Source organism: Mycobacterium sp. ITM-2016-00317 (assembly GCF_002968295.1).
Taxonomy (GTDB): Bacteria; Actinomycetota; Actinomycetes; order Mycobacteriales; family Mycobacteriaceae; genus Mycobacterium.
The window spans coordinates 2,371,941-2,397,916 of the sequence record NZ_CP134399.1 but is presented as its reverse complement, the minus strand read 5'-3'; the positions used below and the strand labels follow the sequence as shown (position 1 = coordinate 2,397,916).

Sequence of the window (25,976 nt, the reverse complement as noted above, 5' to 3'; positions counted from 1 at the left end):
GCCTGGGACCATAACTGAGTTCTCTTTTTGAACGCAATAGGTAGAATCGCCGCATGCGTCATGACGACCTGGCCGCCGAGCCGTGCTCGATCCTGCGCCCGCTCGCGCTGCTCGGCGACCGCTGGACCCTGGTGGTGCTGCGCCAGTCGTTCGCCGGGGTGCGCCGTTTCGAGGATTTCCAGGCCGGACTGGGCCTCAGCCGGGCCGTACTTGCCGAGCGGCTGCAGCGCCTGGTCGACGCGGGCGTGCTGCAGCGGCACGCCTACCGCGACGACCGGCGGACGCGCCAGGAGTACCGGCTGACCGACAAGGGCCGCGATCTCTACCCGGTGCTGATGGCGCTGCGCGCATGGGGCGACAAGTATCTGGCCCCCGACGGACCGTTCGTCGAGTACCGGCACCGCGGGTGCGGCGGCCACACCCACACCCGCCTGCTGTGCGACACGTGCGGCGACGAGATCACCGCGGCCGAGGTCGAGGTGGGCCCCGGCCCCGGACTCGCGGCGAGCCTCAGCGGCCGGCCGACACCAGCTTGATCGCGGCCGCCTCGATCGTCTCCTCGGACAACAGCACCTCCAGTGCGGCGTCGCCGAGCGGGATGAAGCTGTCGTGGCTGGCCACCCGCGCCAGCGCGCCGGTGTAGCCGTGGTCGATCAACGCGGTCAGGATGCCCTCGCTGACGCCGCCGCTCTCCCGGGTCTCGTCGACCACGAGCACCCGGCCGGTCACCTCGGCCTCGGCGAGCATGTCGGCCAGCGGAAGGGGCGCCAGCCAGCGCAGGTCCACCACGCGCACGTCGATGTCACGCTCGGCGAGCCTGCGCGCGACCCGCAGGCTCATCCGGAGCCCGTTGCCGTAGGTCAGGACCGTCAGATCGCGGCCGTCGCCGTAGACCCGAGCCCGCCCGATCGGCACCGCGCCGCCGCTGTCGCGGGCCAGCCACAGGTCGTCGCCGTCCTCGTGCAGGTCGCGGGTGTGGTAGAGCGCGATCGGCTCGAGGAACAGGCACACCACCCCGGCCGCCCGCGCAGCCGCGACACACGTGCGCATCATCGCCGCGGCGTCGTCCGGCCGGGCCGGTGACGCGACGATCACGCCGGGCAGGTCGCGGATCGCGGTGATCGAGTTGTCGTTGTGGAAGTGCCCGCCGAAGCCCTTCTGGTAGCCGTAGCCGGCAATGCGCACCACCATCGGGTTGCGGTACTGACGATCGGAGAAGAACTGCAGCGTCGCACCCTCGCCGCGGATCTGGTCGGCCGCGTTGTGCAGGTACGCCAGGTACTGGATCTCGGGAATCGGCAGCAGCCCCGAGACGCCCGCACCCAGCGCGAGCCCGAGGATCGACTGCTCGTCCAGCAGGGTGTCGAACACCCGGGCGGTGCCCGCCTTGGCCTGCAGTCCGCGCGTCACCCCGTAGACGCCGCCTTTACGGCCCACGTCCTCGCCGAAGATCATCGCCTCGGGGTGGCGGGCCAGCACGTCGGCCAGCGCCCGGTTGATGCCCTGGGCCACCGTCAGCGGCGCCGACTCACCGGCGGTGGATTCAGCCTCCGCGGCGCTGCGCCCGGCCCGCACCGCGTCGTCGAGCGCGTCGGTCAGCGGCGTCATCACCGCCCGCGCGCTGTCCAGCTGCGGCAGCTCGGCGACCTCCTCGGCCGCGGCGAGCACCTCGGCGCGCTTGGCCTCGTAGCGGTCCAGCACCTGTGCGGGGGTGAGCACGCCCGCCTCGACCAGGGTGCGCGCGGTGCACAGCACCGGGTCGCGTTCGTAGTCGGCGGTGATCTCGTCGCTCTTGCGGTAGCCGGGTTCGTAATCCGAGCCGGCGTGACCCATGAGCCGCACGGTGCGCAGGTGCAGGAACGCCGGACGGCGTTTGGCCCGAACGTATTCGGCGGCCTCCGCGGCGACGGTCAGCACCTCGGGCAGGTTCGTACCGTCGGCGGTGAAGTACCTCAGGTCCTCCCGGCCGCGATAGGTGCGCGCGATCCAGCCCCGCGGGGTCTTGACGCTGATGCCGATGCCGTTGTCCTCGCAGACGAACAGCAGCGGCAGCGGCATGCCCTGGTAGGCGGTGTGCATCGCGGTGTTGATCGCGCCGACCGCGGTCGAGTGGTTGGCCGACGCGTCGCCGAAGCTGCACACCGTCAGCGCGTCGGCCGGCCACGCGCCGTCCACCTGCAGCTTGCGTGCCCGCGCGATCGCGAACGCCACGCCGACCGCGCGCGGCAGGTGCGAGGAGATCGTCGACGTCTGCGGGATCACCGCGAGGTCGTGTCTGCCGAACACCTTGTGCCGTCCGCCCGAGATCGGCTCCTCGGTGGACGCGACCATCCCGAGCAGCACGTCACGCAACGGATCGCTGCCCTGCACCTGCTGCGCGCGGGCCAGGAAGAACCCGCCGGAGCGGTAGTGCAGCAGCGCGGGGTCGGTGGGGCGCAGGGCCGCCGCGACCGCCGCGTTGCTCTCGTGACCGGACGAACCGATCGTGTAGAAGCCCTTGCCCTGGCCACGCAACCAGCGCGCGGCCAGGTCGAGATGCCTGCTGCCCAGTTGCGCGTCGAACACGTCGATGCAGTCCTGGGCCGAAACCCCCTGCAACACCTCGGGTTTGCCGGCTTCCGGCGCAGTCAGCGACGAGACAGCCGTGCTGAAGTACTCGTCGATCGGTTCTGCCACAGCGACTCCTGGCGGTCAGCGGAACGCGGCGGTGCCGGTGAGGGCCTGCCCGATCATCAGCGTATGCATCTCGCTGGTGCCCTCATAGGTCAGCACCGACTCCAGGTTGTTGGCGTGCCGCATCACCGGGTATTCGCCGGTGATGCCGCTGGCGCCCAGGATGGTGCGCGATGTGCGGGCGATCTCGATGGCCTCGCGGACATTGTTGAGCTTGCCCAGGCTGACCTCTTCGGGACGCAGGCCGGTGGCGTCCTTGGCCCGGCCCAGATGCAGGGCCAGCAGGAACGCCTTCCCGTACTCCAGCGTCATGTCGGCGAGCTTCTGCTGGGTCAGCTGGAAGCCGCCGATGGGCCGGTCGAACTGGTGACGCGACTGCGCGTAGGCCAGCGCGCTCTCCAGGCAGTCCCTGGCCGCGCCGACGGCGCCGAACACGATGCCGAACCGGGCTTCGTTGAGGCAGCTCAGCGGCGCGCGCAGGCTCGTCGCGCCGGGCAGCCGGGCGCTGTCGGGAAGGCGGACACCGTCGAGCACCAGCTCGCTGGTCACCGACGCGCGCAGCGACATCTTCGACGTGATGGACCTGGCGGTGAACCCGGGGGTGTCGGTGGGCACGGCGAATCCGCGGATGCCCTCCTCGGTGCGCGCCCACACGACGGCGACGTCGGCCACCGAGCCGTTGGTGATCCACATCTTGGTGCCGTCGAGGATCCAGTCGTCCCCGGAGCGGGTGGCGCGGGTGCGCATGCCGGAGGGGTTGGACCCGAAGTCGGGTTCGGTCAAACCGAAGCAGCCGATCTTGCGCCCAGCGGCCATCTCCGGCAGCCACTGCTGCTTCTGCTCCTCGCTGCCGAAGGCGTGCAGCGCGAACATCGCCAGCGAGCCCTGCACGCTGACCAGCGACCGGATTCCGGAGTCGCCGGCCTCGAGCTCCAGGCAGGCCAGGCCGTAGGCGACCGCCGAGGTGCCCGCGCAGCCGTAGCCCTGCAGGTGCATGCCCAGCAGCCCGAGTTCGCCGAGTTCGACGGCGAGTTCACGCACGGGCAGTTCGCCGCTCTCGTACCAGGCCGCGATGTCCGGCGAGATGCGGGCTTTCACCAGCGCGCGCACGGTGTCGCGGATCTGGCGCTCCTCGTCGTCGAGCAGGCTGTCGGCGCGCAGCAGCACATCGGGGGTGATCGGACCGGTGTGCGGCGAAGGCTGGCCGGACATGGTGTCTCCTTTACGTCGTGGTGGGGGTGACTCGTGGTGGGGGTGGTCAGCAGCAGCCGGAGGTGTGCGCTCCGACAGGCGCGGTGCGCTCCGGTTCGGTCGGTCGCGGCCGGGCGCCCCGCCAGGTCACCGAGCGGCTCGGCGGCGGGGTCTGTTCGCTGCGGGTGGCGACCAGGGGGACGCCGTCGACCAGCACGGTCGCGATGCCGGGCAGGTCGCCGACGGCGAAGGATTCCAGCGCGTCGGTGGCCGTCGATCCGGTGATCGGGCCCAACACGAGCAGATCGGCCGGCCTGCCCTCGGCGATGACGCCGGTGTCCAGCCCGTGGGCGGCCGCGGTCTGTCCGGTCGCCGCGGCCACGGCCGCGACAGGGTCGACGCCGCACACCGAGGCGAGATAGCAGACCGCGCGCAACATCCCGCGGGGGATGACGCCGGTGCCGCCGGGGGTGTCGGTGCCGAGCGTGAGCCGGTCCAGCCTGCCGAGGCGCGTCAGTGCGTCGACGACGACTCCGGTGGCCCGGTAGTTGTTCGAGCTGCAGACCTCGACATGGGTGTCGGGCAGTCCGTCGATGATCGCCAGGATGTCGGCGTCCGGCGGCGGAATGGGTCCGCCGGAGATGTGCCCGACCACGTCGGGACCCACGGCCGTCACCACGTCGGCGCCGGCGACCCGGCTCGACCCCGACCGCGAGACGCCGCCGGAGTGCAGTTTGACGGTCATCCCGCGCTCGTGCGCCCACTGGACATAGCGCTGGGCTTCCCCGTCGCCGAGTCTGCTCCAGTCGTAGAAGATGAACTTGAGCTGGTCGATGCCCTCCCGGTGGGCCCGGTCGAAGTGCTCTTCGGTCATCCCCGGCACCAGCAGCACGGTGCCGGCGTTCACCTTGACCCCGGACGGGCGCATCCTGCCGGTGGTGTGCTTGGAGGTGATCGCGATCGACAGCACGAGTTCCGGGGTGAGCGCGTCGAACGCCAGCCCGGGGATGTGCAGTTCGCCGGCCGAGACCATCGAGGTGGTCCCGCCGTGCAGGTAGTTGTGGATCCAGCCGATCGCGTCCTGGGCCGGCGTCCACTCCCCGAAGGTGGGGTGGACGTGGCCGTCGACCAGACCGGGCATCACCGTCAGCCCGCCCGCCGACAGCACCTGGTCGGGCGCCGCGGCGCTCACCCCGATCCCGGTCACCACGCCGTCCTCGACGAGCAGGGTGGTGTCGCGCACCGGCGCGACCGCCGGATCGCCATGCACCAGGAGGCCGATGTCCTCCACGAGCAGCGTCGTCACCTAGCGCCTCCTTGATTGGATTTTGTATACACTATCTTCTGATTCGGCTTCTGGGAAGTCGCCGGGCCGCGGAATCCCCTGCGCGTCAACGCCGGAACGCCGAACACCACCACCAACACGATCGCGGCGCCGGCCAGATTCATCGCGAGCCGCACCCCTCCCTCGTACCACGGGAAAAGCTGCGGGTACTCGCTGATCACCAGCAGCACCGGCGGGCCCGTCACCGCCCACCACGTGTAGTTCACCGGCCGCAGCGCCATCGCCAGCGTGAACAGCACCACCGTGAGGACCGCGACCACCGGTATCGACGGATGCGTCCCGAGCACCACCGCGGCGATCAACGCGCCGACGGCGTTGCCCGAAAGACGCTGTGCCAGGCGCATTCCCGTGTCCCCGGCGGCGGGCTGCACGGTGAGCACGACGCTGGTGACCAGCCAGTGCGCGCCGACCAGGTCGTCGGGCAGCAGGCCTGCCACCCAGACCGCGGCGGTGACGGCCACCCCCACCCGCACGGCATGCGGCCACGACTCCCGCCATGCCCGCCCGGCCGCGGGCGGGGCAGGGGCCGGCGCCCCGCGCCGCCGGCGCAGCGCCTCGGCGCACAGGAACCACGCCGTCCATGCGACGGCGACCACCAGCGCGCCCCCCAGGTAGGGCAATAACCGTTCGGCGCCACCGTCGTCCGGCACATCGACCGCGATCAGCACCACGGCCAGCGCGGCTGTCGGGCCGACCCGCGCCAACAGGCCGCCGCACACCGCGGCCGCGACCGTCACGGCCGCCAGCATCGCCGGGTGGCCGAGCGTCAACACGGCCAGCACGGCGCCGATCAGCACCGCCAGCGCCCGGATCCCGATGGTCGCGAACGCCGCGCGCCGGGTCGGCGCCAGCGAGGGCACCGCGGTCAACACGAATCCCAGACCCATCGCCGACCCGAGTTCGGCGTGTCCGACAGCGGCGGTGATCGCGAGGATCGCGCCGAGCGCGCCCGCCAGCCAGGCCGCCATCCCCCACCGGCTCCGGCCGACCGGCCTCAGCAGCTCCGCGGGATGCCGGCGGCGCGGGGCCGGCGGCACCGCCGAAGTGGGTGCACCGTCAGGACTCGGCACTGTCCGCGCCATCGGCGGGCGCCGCCGCGGCATCCAGTACCGCCGCCACGATGCCCTGATAGCCGGTGCAGCGACACACGTTGCCCGACAATGCTTCCCGCACCGACTCGGCGGTCAGCGGCTTCTCCGCATCCGGATCGCGCAGCAGTTCGACGGCGCTGACGAGGAATCCCGGGGTGCAGAAGCCGCACTGCAGCCCACCGCACCGGGTGAACGCCTGCTTGAGCCGCGCGGCCTCTTCGAACTGGTCGAGCCCCTCCACGGTGTCCACCCGCAGCCCGTCGGCCTGCACCGCGAGCATCAGGCACGCCCGTCCGGAACGGCCGTCGACGAACACCGTGCATGCGCCGCAGACCCCGTGCTCGCAGCCCAGATGCGTTCCGGTGAGCCCGAGTTCGTCGCGCAGGAAGTCGGCGAGCGTGAGCCGGGGAGACACGGCGCGGGAGATCTGCCTGCCGTTCACGATCAGCGAGATGGTCACCGGCGCCGGTGTGTCAGCCTGCATCGTGCTCCCTTCCGGACGCGCCGGCGCGCCGGTGCGCGGCGGTCATCGCCTCGGTCAGCGCGGCCGCGCAGAGCCGCCGCGCATAGTCGGCGTCGTCGGCGACCGGTTCCGTGCCTGCGGCCCACCGCAGGCCCAGCTGGTGCCACAACCGTTCCGACGGCAGCTCGCCGACCACATCGTCGCCCACGAACAGCAGCGGCCGGTCGGCCACGCTCAGCACGCCGGCGCGCAGCGCCGAGATCCGGCCGTCGGGTCCGAGGGTGAGCATGCAACCCGCGCCGGCCAGGCCGTAATCGCCGTGCTGGTGGGCGTATTCGACGAAACCCCAGCCCTGGTCCGGCCGGATCCCGGGCACCGAGATCCAGGTGATCATCTCGTCGGGCGCCAGCGCGTTGGTGTAGAAGGACACGAACATCTCGTCCGCGCCGACCGTGCGTCGCCCGGACGACGCCGACTCGACATGGAATGTCGCGTCCAGAACGAGTGTGGCCAAGGGCATCTCGGCGGCAGGGTCGGCGTGGGCGATGGAACCGCCGATCGTGCCGCGGTTACGGATGCCGACATGCCCGATGTGCCGCGCCGCCTCGCTCAGCAGCGGAGCGCGCGCCGCGATCAGCGGGTCCACCTCCACGGTGCGGTGCGTCACCAAAGTGCCCAGGATCAGGTCGTCGGTGTCGTCGAAGATCCGGTTCAGTTCGGTGAGCCTGCCGATGTCGATCACCGCCGACGGCCGGGCAAGGCGCAGGTTCATCAACGTCAGCAGCGACTGGCCGCCGGCCAGCAGCTTGGCGTCGGGGTCCCCGGCCAGCAGATCCAATGCCCCGGCGACCGTTTCGGGCCGGTGGTAGTCGAAGGGCGCCGGCTTCACGAGGCCACCCGGTCAAGCGCCCGGCACAGGTCACCGGTCTGGATCGGCGTGCTGGTGACGTGCAGACCGCCGCCGACGGCGTCGTCGACGGCACCGGCCACCGCCGAGTACACGGCGATGGTGCCGCTCTCCCCCGCGCCGCGCACGCCGAGGGGATTGGCCGGGGTGTCGACGGCCAGATGACTGACGATCACGTCGGGCACGTCGGTGGTCAGCGGCAGGTGGTAGGCCGCGAAGGTGGTCGAGGTCGGCTCCCCGGTCGGCGAGTACCGCCACGCCTCGAAGAGCGCGCCACCGATGCCCTGCGCGACGCCGCCGACGATCTGGCCCTCGACGATGCGCGGGTTGATCTCCCGGCCTCCCTCGTGGGATACCGCGTAGCGCAACACCTTCACGATTCCGGTCCGCCGGTGCACACCGACGATCACCGCGTGCACGCCCATCGTCCAGGTCACCGTCTCGACCCGGTACACCGACGTCACGTCCAGTGCCGCACTGCTTTCGCCTGCCCCGCCGACCCGGCCCGCCGCGGCCAGTTCGTCCCAGCCCAGCACCTGGTCGCCCGCGGTGAACCGGCCGTCGGCGTAATCGGCGTGGGCGGCGCCCATCAGGTCCGCGGCGCGCGCCGACGCGAGCTCCAGCAGCTCACGGCACGCCTGGTGCACCGCCGAGCCGGCCAGGATGGCCGACCGGCTGGCGAACGTGCCCACCCCCTCGGGCAGGCGTTCGGTGTCCGAGGCCACGTAGCGCACCCGCTCCAGCGGGACCTCCAGCGCGTCGGCGGCCACCTGCGCGAAGACCGTCTCATGTCCCTGGCCCGCCGAGGCCGCCCCGGCCGTCACCTCGAACCGGCCGTCGGGCAGCAGGCGCGCGCGCCCGGTCTCGTGCGGTCCGCGCCCGGTCGCCTCCAGGTAAGACGACAGCCCGTAACCGATGTGGTGGTCCGGGTTCTGCAGGGCGCACACGTCGGCCTCCGACGGCGGCAGCGCCGCCAGCACCGACTCCAGGCACGCGAGGTAGTCGCCACCGTCGTAGACGATCGGCACCCCGTCGCGGTACGGGATGGGCCGCGGATAGGGCATGTCCTCGGCGGTCAACAGGTTGCGCCTGCGGATCTCGGCCCCGGAGATGCCCACCGCGGCAGCGGCCGCGTCGAGGCTGCGTTCCAGCGAGAACGTCGCCTCCGGCCGGCCCGCACCGCGATACTGCGCCACCAGCGTCTTGTTGGTCAGCGCGGCCCGGCCGCGTACGTGCACCGCCGGGACGCGGTAGGGCCCCATCAGGTGCACCGCGGTGTTGGCCACGATGCCTGCGACCCAGAGGCTTCCGGCGCCGATGTCGACGACGAAGTCGACGTCCCACGCCAGGATCCGCCCGGCCGCGTCGACCGCCAGCCGAGCCCGGTGCGTCTGGTCGCGCGCCTGCGCACTGGAAACCAGATGTTCCTGCCGGTCCTCGACCCAGATCAGCCGGCGCCGGACGTGTTCGGCGAGCACCGCGAGGACGACTTCCTCGGCGTACACGTTGGCCTTGGTGCCGAATCCACCGCCGACGTCGGGCACGCTGACCTTCACCTGGTCGCGCGTCCAGCCCGTCACCGAGCAGATCGCGTTGCGCACCATGTGCGGGATCTGGGTAGAGGTGGACACCTCGACGCGGCCCAGCGGGGCGGCGTATTCGGCCAGCACACCGCGGCATTCCAGCGGCACCGCACCGTGCCGCTCCATCCGGTAGGTGTCCTCGACCACATGCGCCGCCGCCTCGAACGCGTGCCCGGGATCGCCGAACTCGTACTCCAGCCGGGCCGCCTCGTTGTGGCCCAGGTGGTCGAACAGCACGGGAGCGGCGGGGTCGAGCGCCGCCGCGGCGTCGACGACCGGTTCCAAGCCCTGGTAGGACACCACGACGTGCTCGGCGGCGTCCTCGGCCAGATACCGGTCGTCGGCGACCACGACCGCGATCGGCTGGCCGACGAAGTGCACCCGGTCCGAGGCGAGGATCGCCAGCCGCTGCTCGGCGAGCACCAGCGAGGTGGCCGCGGTGAAGTCGGGATCAGGCGTGGTCAACGACGGGATCGGCGTGTGCTCCAGGCCGAGGTCGGCCGCGGTGAAAACGCCGTGCACACCGGGCATCTGCTCGGCGGCGCCGGTGTCGATGCCGGTGATCCTGGCGTGTGCCTGGGTGGACCTGATGAACACGACGTGTTTGGCGCCCGCGGCGTGATCGGCCAGGAACCGCCCGTTCCCGGCCAGCATGCGGTCGTCCTCCCGGCGCCGCACCGAGCTGCCCACTGATCGGCTCAATGTAGCCGTTTCTCCCACTGCCACAGGGCGATCGAGATACCGAACGAGATCGTGATCAGCAGCATGATGGTGGCCACCATCGACGGGTAGTCGCCGTGGCTGTAGGCCTGCAGCACGACTCTGCCCAGACCGCGCCGGGTGGCGAAGAACTCCGAGAGCACGACGCCGACCACCGCGAGGCTGACGGCAAGCCGGATCCCGGTCAGCAGCGGACGCCGGATTGCCGGAAAGATGATGTGGGTCAACATCTGCCAGGCGTTGGCACGCACCGAGCGGGCCAGCTTCCAGTAGACCTTCGGGATCTCCTGCACGCCGGTGGACACGTTGATCAGCACCGGGAACAGTGCGAACAACACCCCCATCACGACCTTGGAACCCGACAGGCTGAAGATCGGCAGCAGCACCGGGTAGAGCACGATCTTGGGAATCCCGTTGAGCATGATGATGAGCGGTTCGAAGATCATCCGCAGCCGGCTCGACAGACCGAGCAGCAGGCCCACCCCGCCGCCGACAGCGGTACCGACGACGAACGCCATCAGCACCGCCTGCGCGGTCACGCGCAGGTCGAACAGATAGGCGGGATCCGACAGATTCTCGAACAGCACCACGATCGTCTGCGCCGGTGACGGGATCACGAACGTCAGACCGGACATCACCTGCCAGGCGAGCACCACCACGACCGCCAGCAGGCTGGCCCCGAAGGCCTGGCTGGCCAGCACGGCACGCCACGAGAAGCGGGACGGTGCAACGCGTTCGGTGTCGCTATCGGTCGAGGTCGGCTTCGGGCTCGGGACTGGGCCGGCATGGTGGCGGTCACGCGTTCCTCCCTCGCAACAACACCCGCTCGACGGTGGCCAGCGCGACCGTCAGCAGGCACGACAGCAACAGCACGACCACGATGTAGGCGAACATGCCGACGTTGTCGAAGATCTCGTAGAGATACCGGATCCGGTACCCCAATCCGGCCTGGGCCGTGGTGAACTCCATCGCGATGGTGCCGATCAGCGCGTACACCACCGCCAGCCGCAGACCGGCGACGATGAACGGTCCGGCGGCGGGGATGGCGATCGCGAAGAGGGTCTGCCGCGGTGAGGCTTTCAGCGAGCGCGCCAGCTTCATGTACACCGGCGGCATCTGGTTCAGGCCCACGGCGGTGTTCAGCGCCATCGGGATGGCCGCCATGATGGTGGCCAGGATGATCACCGACATCGAGTTGATGCCGACGAGCACGATCATCACCGGGTAGAACAGCACCAGCGGCACGGCGTAGAACGAGACCAGGTACGGCTCGAACACCCGGCCCAGCAGCGGGACCTTCCAGAACAGCAGGCCCGCGGCGAACCCGAGCAGGCAGCCGAACAGGATCGACAGCGCGACCTCGATGCCGGTGCGCTGCGCGTCCAGCCAGAACTGCGATTCGGTGAGCAGAACGCCCAACTCGGCGAGGATCACCGACGGCGCGGGCATCACGTGGTCGTTCCACCAGCCCACCGCGGAGCCGATCTCGGCGAACGCGGTGAACACCAGCAGCAGCGCGACCGTCGACCCCGCGCTGTAGGCCAGTTTCCCGAACCGGCGCCCGCGACGCTGCGTGGCGGCCGGTGTCCCGGGCGGCGTGGCCTCGGTGGGCAGGTCGTCGGTGGCCGCGAACGAGGTGCTCACGTGGCCGCCGTCTCCTGCTGCTGGAAGCCACGCATCGACTCGGCCTGCAGGGATCCCCAGATCCGGTTGTGCAGCTCGTTGAAGCGCGGCGTGGAGACCACCCCGGCGTCGCGCTCCCCCGGCAGGTCGATGTCGACGACGTCGATGATCGTTCCGGGACGGTACGACATCACCCAGACCTGCTGCGAGAGCAGGATCGCCTCGGAGATGTCGTGCGTGACGAACATGATCGTCTGCTTCGTCCTGGCCCAGATCTGGCGCACCTCGGTGCCGAGGAACAGCCGGGTCTGCTGGTCGAGCGCTGCGAACGGCTCGTCCATCAGCACCACCTCAGGCTGCACCGCCAGCGTGCGCGCCAGCGCGACACGCTGCCGCATACCGCCGGATAGCTGTGAGGGATAAGACTTCTCGAATCCGCTCAAGCCGACCAGGTCGACGGCTTCCTTGGCCCGCTTGCGCCGCGTGTCCTTCGGGACGCCGATCATCTCCATGGCGAAGCTGACGTTCTCCTCGACGGTGCGCCACGGCAACGTCGAGTCCTCCTGGAACACCACGCCGATCTTCGGGTCGGGGCCGGTCACCGGCGTGCCGGCGACGCTGACGGTGCCGGTGGTGGCCTTCTGCAGACCCGCGACCACTGCGAGCAGGGTCGACTTCCCGCATCCGCTCGGCCCGACGATGGACACGAAGCTCGAATGCGGAACACTCTGGTCGATGCCGGTGACCGCCGTGACGCGACGGGCCGGTGTGTCGAAAACGACTGACACTCCGGTCATCTCGATGCCTGGTGAGTTCAAGACGCTACCTTTTCGCTCGGTCGTGGGCTGGGAGTCGACGGTCGGTCAGAAGGTGGCCCGGTCATCCTCGGGCAGGTACTGCTGGTCCAGCACCGTGGCCCAGTCCACCGGCTGGTCGATCTGGCCGGCGGCCAGCATCAGTTCGGAGAGGTTGTTCAGGCCCTCGGGATCGACCTTGAGCGAGTAGGCCTTGGCCAGGTCGGGGTTGTTGCGCAGGGCGGCCTGCATGACCTCCGGGGAGACCCCCACCAGCGGCCCGATCTCGGCGCCGGCCTCGTCAGGGTTGGACACGACCCACTCGTTGAGCCGGTCGGCGACCTTGAAGAACTTCTTCAGATTCTCGGGGTTGGCCTCGGCGTAATCGGTGTTGACCGCGACCAGGTCGGCGGGCAGGTCGCCCAGCACGTCGCGGGAGTTGATCAGCACCTCGGCGTTCTCGGTGGCCTGCTTCTCCGCGATGAACGGTTGCATGGCCCAGCCCGCGGTGATCTGGTTCGCCTTGGCGGCGGTCCAGTTGTCACCCATCTGGCCGACCGCCTGCGCCCGGACACCTTGGCCGAGTTCACGTTCCAGACCCTTGACGAGAAGTTCGGTCGACGAACCGGCGGAGCTGAAGCCCAGTACGGCGCCCTCGATCGAACGCCCGGGCGGGCTGATCCAGGAGAAGTCGTTGATCTGGAACCACGGCGCGACGACCTTGAGGTTCGAATCGGGTTTCTGCGCAGCAAGAAGCACCGAGCTGTTGCCCGCGATCGCCATGTCGGCGTCACCGCTGGTCACGACGCGCAGCGTGTTGCCGCCGCCGCCGCCGGAGAACAGGTCGACCTTGAGGCCCTCCTCCTCGAACCACTTCTTGTTGATGCCCGCGGTCAGGATCGCCATGAAGGGGAGGCTGTCGACGCCGGTCGCCGAGATGCTCAGCGTGTCGGTCGCGGCTCCCCCGCCGCCGGCGTTCGGCCAGGCCCGGCGGATTCGTCGGCACACGCGGTGGCACCGACGAGAAGGGCGGACGTGGCGACGATCGCGCCGATGACCTTGGGGAACCGTGACATAAAGGGAGCCTCCAGAAGGGGGTTGAATATTGGATACACTATACGAAGCTGTGTGATCTTGGTCAACATTTACCGCGATGTCGGCGGGAGATCACAGCGGCCAGTTCCAGCCCCGCCGCGACTCCCAGCAGCGCGAACGCGCCATGCAGACCGGATCGGTTCGCAGCTTCGGCGTTCCCGGCCTCGCGCCGCGGGTCAGCATATTCGGTGGCGGCCGTCGGCGCAGGTCCAGATTCGACGACCCCGTCAGCGGGGGTCAGCGCCCGCTTCAACGCCGGGGGCGCGCCGGGCACGGCACTGCCCGGCGCCGGGTGCGCCCGCAGGTCCGCGGCGTCGGGCCGGCTCACCCTAGCGACCGTTGACGATGTCGGCGAAGGCGCGAATCGTGCCCTCACGACTCTGACCGGGCCGCACGAACGGCACGATCGACACCTGGTCGACCCCGAGGGACTCGATCTCCTTGAGGCGCTGGGCACACTCGGCCTTGGTGCCTGCCAGCGCGAAGAGATCGACGAGCTCGTCGGGCACCAGGTCGGCGTGTGCGGCCTCGGGATTCATGTGCTCGTAGTAGTTGTACTGCTCCCGGATCCGGTCGATGGCCTTCTCCAACGAGGGGTCCACCTTGGCCGGCAGCGGACGGATCGCGACCCGGGAGACGTGTGCGCGCACCAGATCTCGCGCCTCGGTGCTGTCCTCGCCGATCGCCGTCGGGGTCCACAACACGATGTGCAGATCGTCGAGCGTGCGCCCGCTCTGCCGCGCGCCCCGTTCGATGGTCTGCAGCGCGCCCTCGATGAACTCGGGCGCCGTGCCCACCAGGACGATGACGCCGTCGGCGATGCGGCCGGACATCTCCAGGATCTTCGGCGCGGACGCCGCGATGTAGATCGGGATGTCCACCGGGCCGGTGAGGTAGTTCAGGTGGTACTCGGCGCCACTGGTGGGTTCGGCGACCTTCTCGCCGCGGAACAGCGCCCGCAGGTCCGTGATCGACTTCTCCAGTTCCGCCAGCTTGAGGGGCTTGAGGCCCATCGTCCGCAGCGACGAGTCCCCGGTGCCGATACCCAGAGCGACTCGGCCACCGGTGAACTCGGCCAGGGTGGCCCACGTGGAGGCCAGCAGCGAGGGGTGCCGGGTGACCGCGTTGGTGACCCCCGTGCCGAACACGATCCGCTCCGTGCCGACCGCCGCCGCACCCATCACCGTCGACGACTCCCGCCAGATGTTCTGGGAATCGCCGAACCAGACGTGGTCGTAGCCGAGGTCCTCACACAGCCGGACATAGGAACACATCGCTGCCGCCGGTTCGGTGGGGAACAGTCCTACACCCATGCTCAGCATTCGGAAAAGCCTCCTCGGGGGCGAGTTTGAGATTGCTGTATATCGTATCCAATCGTAGGGTGACGTGGTCCGAACCACAACCGGAGGCAGCGAATGAAACTCATCAACGAGTTCACGGTCGACGCGCCGCTGGACGACGCGTGGGCGGTGCTCACCGACATCCCGACCGTCGTCCGGTGCGTCCCGGGCGCCGAACTGGACCACCGTGACGGCGCCGACTACCACGCCCACGTCACTGTCAAGGTCGGCCCGATCGGAATGACGTTGGCAGGCAAGGCGACTCTGGTCACCCAGGACGACGCCGCCAGGGAGATGGTGGTCTCCGGCACGGCCGCCGACCGGAAGGGCAACGGCTCGACCGAGGCCACGGTGCGCCTGGTGGCCCGCGAACAGGCCGGCAGGACGGCCGTCACCGTCACCACCGACCTCGAACTCAGCGGCCGCATCGCCCAATTCGGCAAGAGCGCGATCGTGCCGGTGAGCAATCGCATCATCGGCCAGTTCGTCGAACGGCTCGACGCCGTGATCGTCGGCGGCCCCACACCGTCTGCCGCCGCGATCACCGAACGCCCGTCACGCCCGGCCCCGGCACCACGACCGGAATGGATCACGTTGGCGGCCAACGGATTCGCCGGACTCGCCCTGGGCCTGGCGATCGGGCGCTGGCTGGACCGCCTCAGCCCTGCACGACGCTGACCACCTAGACGCTGACTACGAGGTCAAGTTCCACGCAGGCACCGCCCGGCAGCGACGCGACACCGATCGCGGTCCGCGCGTGCGCGCCGACGTCCGCACCGAACACGTCGATCAGCACCTGCGACGCACCGTCGATGACCGTCGGATGGGCGTCGAATTCGCCGACCGCGCGCACATAGCCGCGCAGCTGCACCACCGCGCGTACCGCATCCAGCCCCACCGCGGCGTCGATCGAGCCGAGAAGATTCAACGCGGCCAGTGCCGCCTGTTCCTGGGCGGTCTCGACGCTCACATCGTCGCCGACGATCCCGCGCAGCGCGGGCACCCCGGCCCGGCGGGCCGTCGCACCCGAGACCCAGAGCTGATCGCCGCACCGCCGGCTCGGGAAATAGGCACCCTTCGGGGGCGGCGCGGCGGGAAGGGACAGCCCCAACTCGCGCAGCCGGTCGGCGACCGTCACGCCGTCGTGTCCGGCTCGGACTCGAAGATCCGGTGGATCGGCTCGATCGCGTGGGCGCGGTGCTCGTTGTTGAGCGCCACCATCCGTTCGACGTCACGCGCGGCCATCGCGTCGATCATCGCCACGTGCTCGTGGCACACCTTCGGCATGTCGAGCAGCGTCGAGTACATCGGCCGGTACGCGTCGGCGGTGTTCCACAACTGGGTGACGATGCGTTTGGTGCGGGCCATCCCGCTGGCGTGGAAGGTCAGGAAATGGAACTGCCGGTTGAAGACGCCGACCGAGATCAGATCGCCCTCGGCGAGCGCCTTGTCCATCTCGGCGTTGCAGCTGCGCATCTCGTCGACGATCTGGTCGGTGACCCCGGGCATCGCATCCCGGATCAGCGCCTCCTCCAGGATGGCGCGCAGGGTGAACACCTCGACCAGGTCAGTCAGGCTGAGTTTGGTGACGCGGTAGCCGCTGTGCGGCACGTAGGTGATGTACTCCTCGGCCTCCAGCGTCTTGAGCGCTTCGCGGATCGGGATGCGCGACATGCCGAACTGCTCGGCGACCGCCTCCTGCACGATCCAGCTTCCGGGGGCCAGCTTGCCGGTGGTGATGTCGTGCCGCAGCGCCTCCGCGACGGCCTGCTGGGCGGTCTTGGGGCGGACGAAATCCGACCGGCGTCCCCGATCGGCATCCGCGGCCGGGGCCCTCGACGCGTCGCCCTCGTTGTTGTTCCGGGGTCCGGAACGATTGGTTGCGGTGCGCGGTGACATCGGCTCTCGCTTTCAGGTGATTGGATACACTATGCGATCACCTGTGCCAACGAGTCAAACTTCTGCCCGCAGACCGCGGTTCGCGCGCTGACCGGCAGCGCTCAGGCCAGCACCCGCGACAGGAACGCGCTCGAATCCGGCATCGACGTCAGCACCGTACCGCTGTGGTCGGAGTCCGGGTACACCTTCAGCGTCACGTCCTGGCCGTTGGCCGTCAACCGCTCGGCGAACCGCAGGGTCAGATCCGGGGGCACGTCGCGATCCTGCAGACCGACACCGAGGAAGATCGGCCGGTCGTAACCGTCCGCCGGGATGCCCATGAACGCATCGATCGCCTCGCCGGCGCCGGGGATCGACGCGATCGGCGCGGTGAAGAATCCGGGCACCGTCAACCCGTCGAGGGCGCCGGGAAGCTCACCGGCACAGAGCGTCTCGGCCTTGTCGGCGGCGGCGCGGCCCGCAGGGGTCAGCACCGCGTCCAGATCGAGGTCGGGACGGGCCTCCCGCAGCGCCGCGACGATGTAGGCGGTGTAGGCGCTGCCCATCGGACCGAGTTCGGCCGGAACGGCCATGTCGGGGCCCGCCTGCTTGACGATGGTCTCGACGTTGGCCGGGGTGCCGGTGGCCACGACGCCGCGGTAGTCGAGTCCGTGTCCGGCGCTGAACTCGGTGGCCCAGCGGGCGGTCGCCACGGCGGCTCCGCCACCCTGGGACTGCCCGACCACCGCCCACTTCGGCGACAGGTCCAGACCCATCTGGTGAGCCGCGATCACCGAATCCACCACAGCCCGGGCGGTGGTCCGGCTGTTGAGGTAGCTCATCAGACCCGGCGTGCCCAGACCGGTGTAGTCGCTGCCGACCACGGCGTAACCCTGGTCGAGCCAGTGCGACAGGTACTCGCCGTCGCGGTCGCTGCGCGGCAGCGCCGACGGGGCGCAGTCGTCACCGAGCCCGACGGTGCCGTGCGCCCACGCCACCACCGGCCAGCCGCCTTGCGGAGCCACGGTTTTCGGGGTGAACACCACAGCGGTGCTGACCGCCGGGCGGTCGTGCTGGTCGATGGTGGAGTACAGGATGCGGTACGCCGCGGCTGCGCCCGGCACCGACAGCGCCGGATCCAGCGTCACCGTCTCCAGCAGCGTGCCCGGCGACGCCGCGGGCGCGACCCAACTCCTGGCGTCGAGACCCGACCACACCGGGGTCCCGGCGTTCGCCGGGGACACACCGGTCACCAGCGCAGAGATCATCAGCAGAACCGCCGCCGCGAGGCGTGCGGAGAAAGTCCTCAGCACCGTCAGTCCACGCGCTCGCTGACTTCGCGGTCGCCGTCGGCAGCGCCGAGCGCCGCCACCCAGCCGGTGATCTGGCGGGCGATGTTGCGCTCGGTCAGGCCTACCTCGGCCAGCACCTCACCGCGCGAGGCGTGGGCGAAGAACTCCTGCGGCAGCGCGGCGTCACGGCACGGCACGTCGATCTCCTTGCGCCGCAACGCACTCGACACCGCTGATCCGACCCCGCCGTGACCGCCGTTGTCCTCGATGGTGACGACCAGCTTGTGCCGGGGCGCCAGCGTCGCGATGAGCTCGGGGACCGGCAGCACCCACCGCGGGTCCACCACCGTCACGCCGATGCCCTGGTTGCGCAGCCGCTCGGCAACCGCCAGCGCCATCGCGGCGAACGGACCGACGGCGACCACCAGCACGTCCTCGGACAGCCCGTCGGCGGGCACGGCCAGGATGTCCACCCCGTCACGCCGTTCGAGTGCCGGGATGTCCTCGCCGACATCGCCTTTCGGGAACCGCACGGCGGTCGGCCCGTCTTTGGTCTCGACGGCCTCGCCGAGTTCCTCGAGCAGCCGGGCGCCGTCGCGCGGCGCGGCGACCCGCATGCCGGGCACGATGCCCAGCAGCGACAGGTCCCACATGCCGTTGTGGCTGGCGCCGTCCGGCCCGGTGACCCCGGACCGGTCCAGCACGATCGTCACCGGAAGCTTGTGCAGCGCCACGTCCATCAGCATCTGGTCGAACGCGCGGTTGAGGAACGTCGAATAGATCGCCACCACCGGGTGCATGCCACCCATCGCCAGCCCCGCGGCCGACGTCATCGCATGCTGCTCGGCGATGCCCACGTCGAAGAAGCGGTCCGGGAAACTCTCCCGGAATGCGCTCAGCCCGGTGGGCCCGGGCATCGCGGCGGTGATCGCCACGATGTCGCGGCGCTTGGCCGCCAGCCGGATCAACGCCTCGGAGAACGTGGAGGTCCAGCCGGGACCCGGCACCGAGGTGGCCAGCCCGGTCTGCGGGTCGATGACCCCGCACGCGTGCATCTGGTCGTCGAGGTCGTTCTCCGCGTGGGAATAGCCCATGCCCTTGCGGGTCACCACGTGCACCACCACCGGCGCGTTGAACGCGCGGGCATGGCGCAGCGCACCCTCCACGGCGTGCTCGTCGTGGCCGTCGATCGGCCCCACGTACTTCAGGCCGAGATCGGTGAACATCACCTGTGGCGACAGCGCATCCTTGATGCCCGCCTTGATGCTGTGCATGCACTGATAGCAGAACTCGCCGATCATCGGCACGCCGCGGACGGCCTTGCGGCCCTCCTCCAGCACGCGCTCGTAGCCCGGCTGCAGCCGGAGCCCGGCGAGGTGCTCGGCGAACCCGCCGATCGTCGGCGCATAGCTACGGCCGTTGTCGTTGACGACGATGACCACCGGACGCCGCGACGCGGCGATGTTGTTCATCGCCTCCCAGCACATGCCGCCGGTGAGCGCGCCGTCGCCGACCACCGCCACCACGTGCCGGTTGCGGTGCCCGGACAACTCGAAGGCCTTGGCCAATCCGTCGGCGTAGGACAGCGCCGAGCTGGCGTGGCTGGACTCCACCCAGTCGTGCTCGCTCTCGGCGCGCGACGGGTAGCCGGACAGGCCGTCCTTCTTGCGCAGCGAACCGAAGTCCTGGCTGCGGCCGGTGAGCATCTTGTGTACGTAGGCCTGATGCCCGGTGTCGAACACGATCGGATCGTGCGGAGAGTCGAAGACCCGGTGCAGGGCAAGCGTCAACTCGACCACGCCGAGGTTGGGTCCCAGGTGTCCACCCGTGGCAGCAACCTTGTGAATCAGGAAATCTCGGATCTCCCGAGCCAGTTCCTCCAGTTGCGCCTGCGACAGGTGTTGTAGATCTGCGGGACCGCGGATCTGTTCAAGCATCCCGTCAGTCTACGCACGGCCCCGCCGGCCGGTCCTGTTGAGTCTGGTACACATCCGGCACTCCGTCATAGTCGGCGTCGACCGATTCTTCACGGTAAATGCGCCGGTAGGCACGGTTTCTGGTGAGCAGGACCACGGTGGCCACGGCGGCCGCAAACAGTGATCCCGACAACACCCCGACCTTCACAAATTCGTCACGTTCGGAGCCCAATCCGTAGGCCAGATCACCGATCAGCAGCGACACGGTGAACCCGATGCCCGCCAGCATGGACACCCCGAGCACGTCCACCCAGCGCAGCGCAGCGTCCAGTTTCGCCCGGGACACGGCCACCAGCACCCTGGTGGTCAGGAAGATGCCGATCGGCTTGCCGAGCACCAGCCCCGCGACGATGCCCAGGGTGATGGGGTCGCTGAACGCCCGGGCCAGACCGCTGGCGCCCCCCAGGCTCACCCCGGCCGCGAAGAACGCGAACACCGGGATCGCCACACCCGCCGAGATCGGCCGGAGGCGGTGTTCGAAGTGCTCGGCCAGGCCCGGTCCCGCCTCCGGTCCCCCGGCGGCCTGGCTGCGCAGCACCGGCACCAGGAAGCCGAGGAGTACGCCCGCCACGGTGGCGTGCACGCCGGACTCGTGCACCAGGACCCAGGTCACCACCGCGAGCGGGATGAGCACCCACCACGACCGCACCCGCCGCTGCACGCAGAAACCGAAGAGTGCCAGTGGCACCGCGGCCAGGGCCAGTGCCGTCGCGTTGATGTCCTCGGTGTAGAACACCGCGATCACCGTGACCGCCAGCAGGTCGTCGACGACGGCCAGGGTCAGCAGGAAGGTGCGCAACGCCGACGGCAGATGCGTGGAGATCACCGCCAGCACCGCGACCGCGAACGCGATGTCGGTGGCGGTCGGGATCGCCCAACCGCGCACCGCCCCCTCGCCGCGCCGGCGGTGATCGCGACGAAGATCAGTGCGGGCACGACCATGCCGCCCACCGCGGCCGCGATCGGCAGCGCGGCCCGGCTGGGGTCGCGCAGGTCACCGGCGACGAACTCGCGTTTGAGTTCCAGCCCGACGACGAAGAAGAAGATGGCCAGCAGCCCGTCGGCGGCCCAGGTCCCGACGCTCAGGTCCAGGTGCAGTCCGAACGGCTCGCCGCCGAGCTCGAGGTCGCGCAGCGCGAAGTAGGACTCCGACCACGGGGAATTGGCCCACAGGAGCGCAGCGGCGGCCGCGATCAGCAGGATCACCCCGCCGACGGTCTCCTTGCGCAGGATCTCGGTGACCCTGCTGGTCTCGGCCCACGAGCCGCGTGAGAACGGAGTGAGCTGTAGACGTTGTCTGCGTGGATCGGATGTCACAAGGCCTGCCTCGTTGTTCGGCGTCTCTGAACGTACCGCCGACCAGACTTCCCGGCACACCTGTGGACGGTCACCTTACAACCTGGAAAGCACCGCGACGCACTCCACGTGGTGGGTCAGCGGGAACGAGTCGAACACCCGCAGCTGCTCGACCGCATAGCCGTGACCGAGGTAGAGGCCCACATCGCGGGCGAACGATGCTGCCTCACAGCCGATGTGCACGATCCGGGGTACCCCCGCCGCGCCCAGCAGATCGATGACCTCGCGGCCGGCGCCGGTGCGCGGCGGATCCAGCACGGCGACGTCGGCGCGGCGGTCCTGGCCGGCCAGGGCGCGGCGCACCGAATCGGTCACCACGGTGACGTTGTCGAGGTCAGCCAGCGCGGAGCGCGCGGCCCGCGACGCGCCGCGGGAGGTGTCCACCGTCGTCACCGCGCCCGTCGGCCCGACGCCTTCGGCCAGCGCCGCGGCGAAGACCCCTGCGCCGCCGTACAGATCCCAGGCGGTCATCCCGGGCTGCAGCTGGGCCCACTCGGCGACCAGCCCGCTGTAGAGCGCGGGCGCGTCGCGGTGGGCCTGCCAGAACGCGGTGACCGGAACCTGCCAGGTGCGCCCGCCCACCCGCTGCACCGCCTCGTAGCCGCCCTCGACGACGGTGGTGCGCCGGCCGCGACCGGAATGGGCGACGTGCCGGACACCGTCGTCGTCGACGACGACGTGGACCGTGCTGTCCTTGGGCCACCGGTTCTCGGCCAGTCCGTCGAGCATGCCCTCGGGCAGCTGGGCGCAGTCGAGCCGGTGCACCAGCTCGGCGCTGTGGTAGCGGTGGAATCCCGCGCGCCCGTCGACCGAGGTGTCCAGCCGCACCCGGGTGCGCCACCCGGTCGCCCGGCCGTCGCCCACCGGTTCCGCCGAGGCGTCTGACTCGTCACGCCAGTGGTGGTTGCCGAGCCGGACCAGTTGATTCGCCACCACCGCGCCCTTGATCCGGCGCACCGCCGACGGCTCGGCGAACGCGAGGTCGCAGCACCCCGACCCGTCCACCCCGGCGATCGGGCACAGCGAGTCGATACGGTCGGGCGACGGCTCGAGCACCTCGACGGTGTCGGCGTTCCAGAACGAACCCCGGTCGCCCACCAGCCGGGCCCGCACCGTCTCCCCGGGCAGCGCGTAGCGGACGAACACCACCCGGCCGTCGTGGCGCGCAACACAACTGCCGCCGTTGGCCGCGGCCGTGGTGGTCAGGATCAGGTCGTCGGTCATTCCAGGAACCCCTTGCGCGCATCGCCGGGCGCGGATTGCGGCGCCAGCTTCCTGAGCCGTTCCGAGGAGGTCAGCTGCCATGGGACCGACGTCACCATGACATTGGGCTCGAACAGCAATCTGCCCTTCAGCCGCAGCGCACTCTGATTGTGCAGCAACTGTTCCCACCAGTGCCCCACGACGTACTCGGGTATGAACACGGTGACGACCGTACGCGGTGAGTCCTTGCCGACCCTCTTCACGTACTCCAGCACGGGCCGGGTGATCTCCCGGTACGGCGACGCGATCACCTTCAGCGGCACGGAGATGTCGCTCTGCTCCCACTTGTGCACCAGCTGGCGGGTCTCGGCGTCGTCCACACTGACCGTGATGGCCTCCAGCACATCGGGTCTGGTGGCCCGCGCGTAGGCCAGTGCGCGCAGCGTCGGCAGATGCACGTTGGACACCAGCACGATCGCGTGGTTACGGCTGGGCAGCACCACGTCCTCGGTCTCGGCGGCCTGGGCGTCCAGCTCGCGGCTGACCGCGGCGTAGTGCCGGTGGATGAGCTTCATCACACCGAACAGTGCGGCCATCGCCAGGATCGCGATCCACGCGCCGACCAGGAACTTGGTGACGACCACGATGACCAGCACGGTGCCGGTGCACAGCAGGCCCACGGTGTTGATCAGCCGGGACCGCACCATCCGTGCGCGCGCGGCCGGTTCGGTCTCGGTGCGCAGCAGCCGGGTCCAGTGCCGGACCATGCCGATCTGGCTGAGGGTGAACGACACGAACACCCCGACGATGTAGAGCTGGATCAGCGCGGTCACCTCGGCCTGGAACGCCACGACGAACGCGATGGCGCCGAAGGCCAGGAACAGGATGCCGTTGGAGAACGCCAGCCGGTCCCCGCGGGTGTGCAGCTGGCGCGGCAGGAAACGGTCTTGGGCCAGAATCGATCCCAGCACCGGGAAACCGTTGAAGGCCGTGTTGGCGGCCAGCACCAGGATCAGCGCGGTCACCGAGGCGATCAGATACAGCCCGAGCGGGAAACCGTGGAACACCGTCTCGGCGAGCTGGGCGATCAGCGTCTTCTGGTGATAGTCGGGCGGGGCACCTTCGAGTTGTTCGAGCGGACGTTCGGCGATCTGCACGCCGATCGCCCTGGCCAGCAGGATGATCCCCATGAACAGCGTGAGCGCGATGACCCCGAGCAGCAGCAGCGTGGTCGCGGCGTTGCGGGACTTGGGCTTACGGAACGCCGGCACTCCGTTGCTGATCGCCTCCACGCCCGTCAGCGCCGCGCTACCCGACGAGAACGCCCGCGCCACCAGGAACACCAGCGCGAAGCCCAGGATGTCCCCGTGCTCGGATTGCATGTGAAAGTCGGCCGATTCGGCGCGCAGCGGGGTGCCCAGCGCGTAGATCTGGAAGAAGCCCCACGCCAGCATCAGGTACATGCCGATCATGAACGCGTAGGTCGGAATCGCGAAAGCCGTTCCGGATTCCCGGATCCCGCGCATGTTCAGCGACGCCAGCACCAGGATCGCGACGACGGCGAACCAGACCTTGTGCTCGTTGACGAACGGCACCGCCGAGCCGATGTTCGACATCGCCGACGACATCGACACCGCGACCGTCAGCACGTAGTCCACCAGCAGCGCGCTGGCCACGGTCAGGCCCGCGGTGGGACCCAGGTTGGTGGTCACCACCTCGTAGTCCCCACCGCCGGACGGATAGGCGTGCACGTTCTGCCGATAGCTGGCGATCACGACCAGCATCACCGCCGCCACCGCCAGTCCGATCCACGGCGCCATCGAGTACGCGGCCAGGCCCGCCACCGACAGCACGAGGAAGATCTCCTCGGGTGCGTAGGCCGTCGAGGACAGCGCATCGGAGGCGAAGACCGGCAGCGCTATCCGCTTGGGCAGCAGGGTGTGCGACAGCTTGTCGCTGCGGAACGGCCTGGCCCAGCACCAGGCGCCTGGCGGCGGTCGAAAGCTTGGACACGAGTGCCAAGGGTATGCCCGAAGGTCCAATACCGTCGGGAAGCGGTAGGTTCCGAGATGCACGGGTTTGCAGCGACCCCGTCCGGGAAAGGACCATCAGGTGCGTGTAGTGGTGATGGGGTGCGGCCGGGTGGGCGCATCCCTGTCGGACAGCCTGGCCAGGATCGGCCACGACGTCGCCGTGATCGACCGCGACGGCACCGCATTCCACCGGCTCTCCCCCGACTTCCCGGGTGAGCGCGTGCTCGGGATGGGGTTCGACCGCGACGTGCTGGTGCGGGCCGGCATCGAGCACGCCGGCGCCTTTGCCGCGGTGTCCTCGGGCGACAACTCCAACATCATCTCCGCGCGGGTGGCCCGCGAGACCTTCGGTGTGCAGCGGGTGGTCGCGCGCATCTACGACGCCAAGCGCGCCGCGGTCTACGAACGACTCGGCATCCCCACCGTGGCCACCGTGCCGTGGACCACCGACCGGCTGCTGCACGTGCTGACCCGGGAGACCGAGACCACCAAGTGGCGCGATCCCAGCGGCCACGTCGGGGTCACCGAACTGGCGTTGCACGAAGCCTGGGTGGGCCGCCGGATCACCGAGCTGGAGGCGGCGACCCTGGGCCGGGTGGCGTTCCTGATCCGCTTCGGCGCCGGGCTGCTGCCGGACGTGAAAACGATGATCCAGGCAGGCGATCAGGTGTACCTGGCCGCGATCTCCGGGCACATCGCCGAGGCACTGGCGATCGCCGCGCTGCCGCCCGGCGAGGAGGCCGACGCGTGAAGGTCGCGATCGCCGGAGCGGGCGCGGTGGGACGGTCCATCGCCCGCGAACTCGTCGCGGCGCACGAAGTCACGCTGCTGGAACGCAACCCCGACCACATCGACGTCGACGCGATCCCGACGGCGCACTGGCGGCTGGGCGACGCCTGCGAGATCAGCCTGCTGGAATCGGTCCAGCTGGAGGAGTTCGACGTCGTGATCGCCGCCACCGGAGACGACAAGGCCAACGTTGTGCTCAGCCTGCTGGCCAAGACCGAGTTCGCGGTCTCGCGGGTGGTGGCCCGGGTGAACGACCCTCGCAACGAATGGCTCTTCGACGAGGCGTGGGGCGTCGACGTCGCGGTGTCCACCCCGCGCATGCTGGCCTCGCTGGTGGAGGAGGCGGTGTCGGTCGGCGATCTGGTGCGGCTGATGGAGTTCCGCAGAGGGCAGGCCAACCTGGTCGAGATCACGCTGCCCGACGACACCCCGTGGGGCGGCAAGCCCGTCAAACGCCTTGAGCTGCCGCGGGATGTGACGCTGGTGACGATCCTGCGCGGGCCGCGGGTGATCGTGCCGGAACGCGACGAGCCGCTTGAGGGCGGCGACGAGTTGCTGTTCGTGGCGGTCACCGAGGCCGAGCAGGAACTGCGGGAGCTGCTGCTCAAACCCCAGCCGCGATAA

Annotated in this window: 21 protein-coding genes and 2 pseudogenes; 4 read left to right on the top strand and 19 right to left on the bottom strand. The window is 69.9% G+C overall.

The genetic code is table 11. From position 1 onward, the window contains the following. The first annotated feature begins 53 nt into the window (after positions 1–53). Complete coding sequence (locus tag C6A87_RS11485) at positions 54–536, top strand: helix-turn-helix domain-containing protein (RefSeq protein WP_311117338.1); 483 nt, start codon at positions 54–56, stop codon at positions 534–536. Here C6A87_RS11485 and C6A87_RS11480 read toward each other — a convergent pair. From C6A87_RS11480 to C6A87_RS11425, 12 genes are all read right to left on the bottom strand, one after another. After that, entirely contained in the window at positions 511–2,676 is a 2,166-nt protein-coding gene (locus tag C6A87_RS11480) for a thiamine pyrophosphate-dependent enzyme (protein ID WP_311117337.1), read from the bottom strand. The genes C6A87_RS11485 and C6A87_RS11480 overlap by 26 nt on opposite strands. Positions 2,677–2,691: 15 nt before the next feature. Continuing rightward, a complete protein-coding gene (locus tag C6A87_RS11475; protein WP_311117336.1) occupies positions 2,692–3,885 on the bottom strand; it encodes an acyl-CoA dehydrogenase family protein in 1,194 nt (397 codons plus the stop codon). A 46-nt stretch (positions 3,886–3,931) separates the two neighbouring features. Then, positions 3,932–5,170: an amidohydrolase family protein gene (locus C6A87_RS11470; protein WP_311117335.1), complete on the bottom strand. Its 1,239-nt coding sequence runs from the start codon at positions 5,168–5,170 to the stop codon at positions 3,932–3,934. After that, positions 5,167–6,177, bottom strand: coding sequence for an FUSC family protein (locus tag C6A87_RS11465; protein WP_311117334.1), 1,011 nt, complete (start codon positions 6,175–6,177; stop codon positions 5,167–5,169). The genes C6A87_RS11470 and C6A87_RS11465 overlap by 4 nt, the downstream gene beginning before the upstream one ends. 88 nt (positions 6,178–6,265) lie before the next feature. Beyond that, positions 6,266–6,784 (bottom strand): (2Fe-2S)-binding protein, encoded by a 519-nt coding sequence (locus tag C6A87_RS11460; protein WP_311117333.1) that lies wholly within the window; start codon positions 6,782–6,784, stop codon positions 6,266–6,268. Next, positions 6,774–7,652, bottom strand: a complete 879-nt coding sequence (locus C6A87_RS11455) for an FAD binding domain-containing protein (RefSeq protein WP_311117332.1) — start codon at positions 7,650–7,652, stop codon at positions 6,774–6,776. Before C6A87_RS11455 ends, C6A87_RS11460 begins: the two co-directional genes overlap by 11 nt. Continuing rightward, positions 7,649–9,943, bottom strand: coding sequence for a xanthine dehydrogenase family protein molybdopterin-binding subunit (locus C6A87_RS11450; protein ID WP_311117331.1), 2,295 nt, complete (start codon positions 9,941–9,943; stop codon positions 7,649–7,651). Before C6A87_RS11450 ends, C6A87_RS11455 begins: the two co-directional genes overlap by 4 nt. An 8-nt stretch (positions 9,944–9,951) precedes the next feature. Then, a complete protein-coding gene (locus C6A87_RS11445; protein ID WP_311117330.1) occupies positions 9,952–10,674 on the bottom strand; it encodes an ABC transporter permease subunit in 723 nt (240 codons plus the stop codon). Between the two features lie 94 nt (positions 10,675–10,768). Continuing rightward, on the bottom strand, positions 10,769–11,617 hold the full coding sequence (locus C6A87_RS11440) for an ABC transporter permease (protein WP_311117329.1): 849 nt from the start codon (positions 11,615–11,617) through the stop codon (positions 10,769–10,771). Next, on the bottom strand, positions 11,614–12,393 hold the full coding sequence (locus tag C6A87_RS11435) for an ABC transporter ATP-binding protein (RefSeq protein ID WP_311117890.1): 780 nt from the start codon (positions 12,391–12,393) through the stop codon (positions 11,614–11,616). The genes C6A87_RS11440 and C6A87_RS11435 overlap by 4 nt, the downstream gene beginning before the upstream one ends. Before the next feature lie 66 nt (positions 12,394–12,459). Then, positions 12,460–13,398 carry an ABC transporter substrate-binding protein gene (locus C6A87_RS11430; RefSeq protein WP_311117328.1) on the bottom strand — a complete coding sequence of 313 codons (939 nt, stop codon included), beginning with the start codon at positions 13,396–13,398 and terminating at the stop codon, positions 12,460–12,462. A gap of 416 nt (positions 13,399–13,814) precedes the next feature. Further along, positions 13,815–14,798: an LLM class flavin-dependent oxidoreductase gene (locus tag C6A87_RS11425; RefSeq protein WP_311117327.1), complete on the bottom strand. Its 984-nt coding sequence runs from the start codon at positions 14,796–14,798 to the stop codon at positions 13,815–13,817. A gap of 102 nt (positions 14,799–14,900) precedes the next feature. On the opposite strand from C6A87_RS11425, the gene C6A87_RS11420 reads away from it, so the two are divergent. Then, positions 14,901–15,503 (top strand): SRPBCC family protein, encoded by a 603-nt coding sequence (locus C6A87_RS11420; protein WP_311117326.1) that lies wholly within the window; start codon positions 14,901–14,903, stop codon positions 15,501–15,503. Between the two features lie 4 nt (positions 15,504–15,507). On the opposite strand, the gene C6A87_RS11415 is transcribed toward C6A87_RS11420, so the two are convergent. The 7 genes and pseudogenes from C6A87_RS11415 to C6A87_RS11385 all read right to left on the bottom strand — a co-directional run bounded on the left by C6A87_RS11415 (position 15,508) and on the right by C6A87_RS11385 (position 24,543). Then, on the bottom strand, positions 15,508–15,963 hold the full coding sequence (locus C6A87_RS11415) for a RidA family protein (RefSeq protein ID WP_311117325.1): 456 nt from the start codon (positions 15,961–15,963) through the stop codon (positions 15,508–15,510). Beyond that, positions 15,960–16,724, bottom strand: coding sequence for a GntR family transcriptional regulator (locus C6A87_RS11410; RefSeq protein WP_311117324.1), 765 nt, complete (start codon positions 16,722–16,724; stop codon positions 15,960–15,962). Before C6A87_RS11410 ends, C6A87_RS11415 begins: the two co-directional genes overlap by 4 nt. A 101-nt stretch (positions 16,725–16,825) precedes the next feature. Beyond that, on the bottom strand, positions 16,826–17,971 hold the full coding sequence (locus tag C6A87_RS11405; protein ID WP_311117323.1) for a lipase family protein: 1,146 nt from the start codon (positions 17,969–17,971) through the stop codon (positions 16,826–16,828). A 47-nt stretch (positions 17,972–18,018) separates the two neighbouring features. Next, positions 18,019–19,932, bottom strand: coding sequence for a 1-deoxy-D-xylulose-5-phosphate synthase (gene dxs, locus C6A87_RS11400; protein WP_311117322.1), 1,914 nt, complete (start codon positions 19,930–19,932; stop codon positions 18,019–18,021). Between the two features lie 4 nt (positions 19,933–19,936). Beyond that, a pseudogene (gene nhaA / locus C6A87_RS11395) lies at positions 19,937–21,288 on the bottom strand (Na+/H+ antiporter NhaA). A 75-nt stretch (positions 21,289–21,363) separates the two neighbouring features. Then, complete coding sequence (locus tag C6A87_RS11390; protein ID WP_311117321.1) at positions 21,364–22,551, bottom strand: TRAM domain-containing protein; 1,188 nt, start codon at positions 22,549–22,551, stop codon at positions 21,364–21,366. Next, positions 22,548–24,543, bottom strand: a pseudogene (locus C6A87_RS11385) (APC family permease). Before C6A87_RS11385 ends, C6A87_RS11390 begins: the two are co-directional and overlap by 4 nt. A 99-nt stretch (positions 24,544–24,642) precedes the next feature. Here C6A87_RS11385 and C6A87_RS11380 point away from each other — a divergent pair. Next, positions 24,643–25,314, top strand: coding sequence for a TrkA family potassium uptake protein (locus C6A87_RS11380; protein WP_311117320.1), 672 nt, complete (start codon positions 24,643–24,645; stop codon positions 25,312–25,314). Beyond that, positions 25,311–25,976: a TrkA family potassium uptake protein gene (locus C6A87_RS11375; RefSeq protein WP_311117319.1), complete on the top strand. Its 666-nt coding sequence runs from the start codon at positions 25,311–25,313 to the stop codon at positions 25,974–25,976. Before C6A87_RS11380 ends, C6A87_RS11375 begins: the two co-directional genes overlap by 4 nt.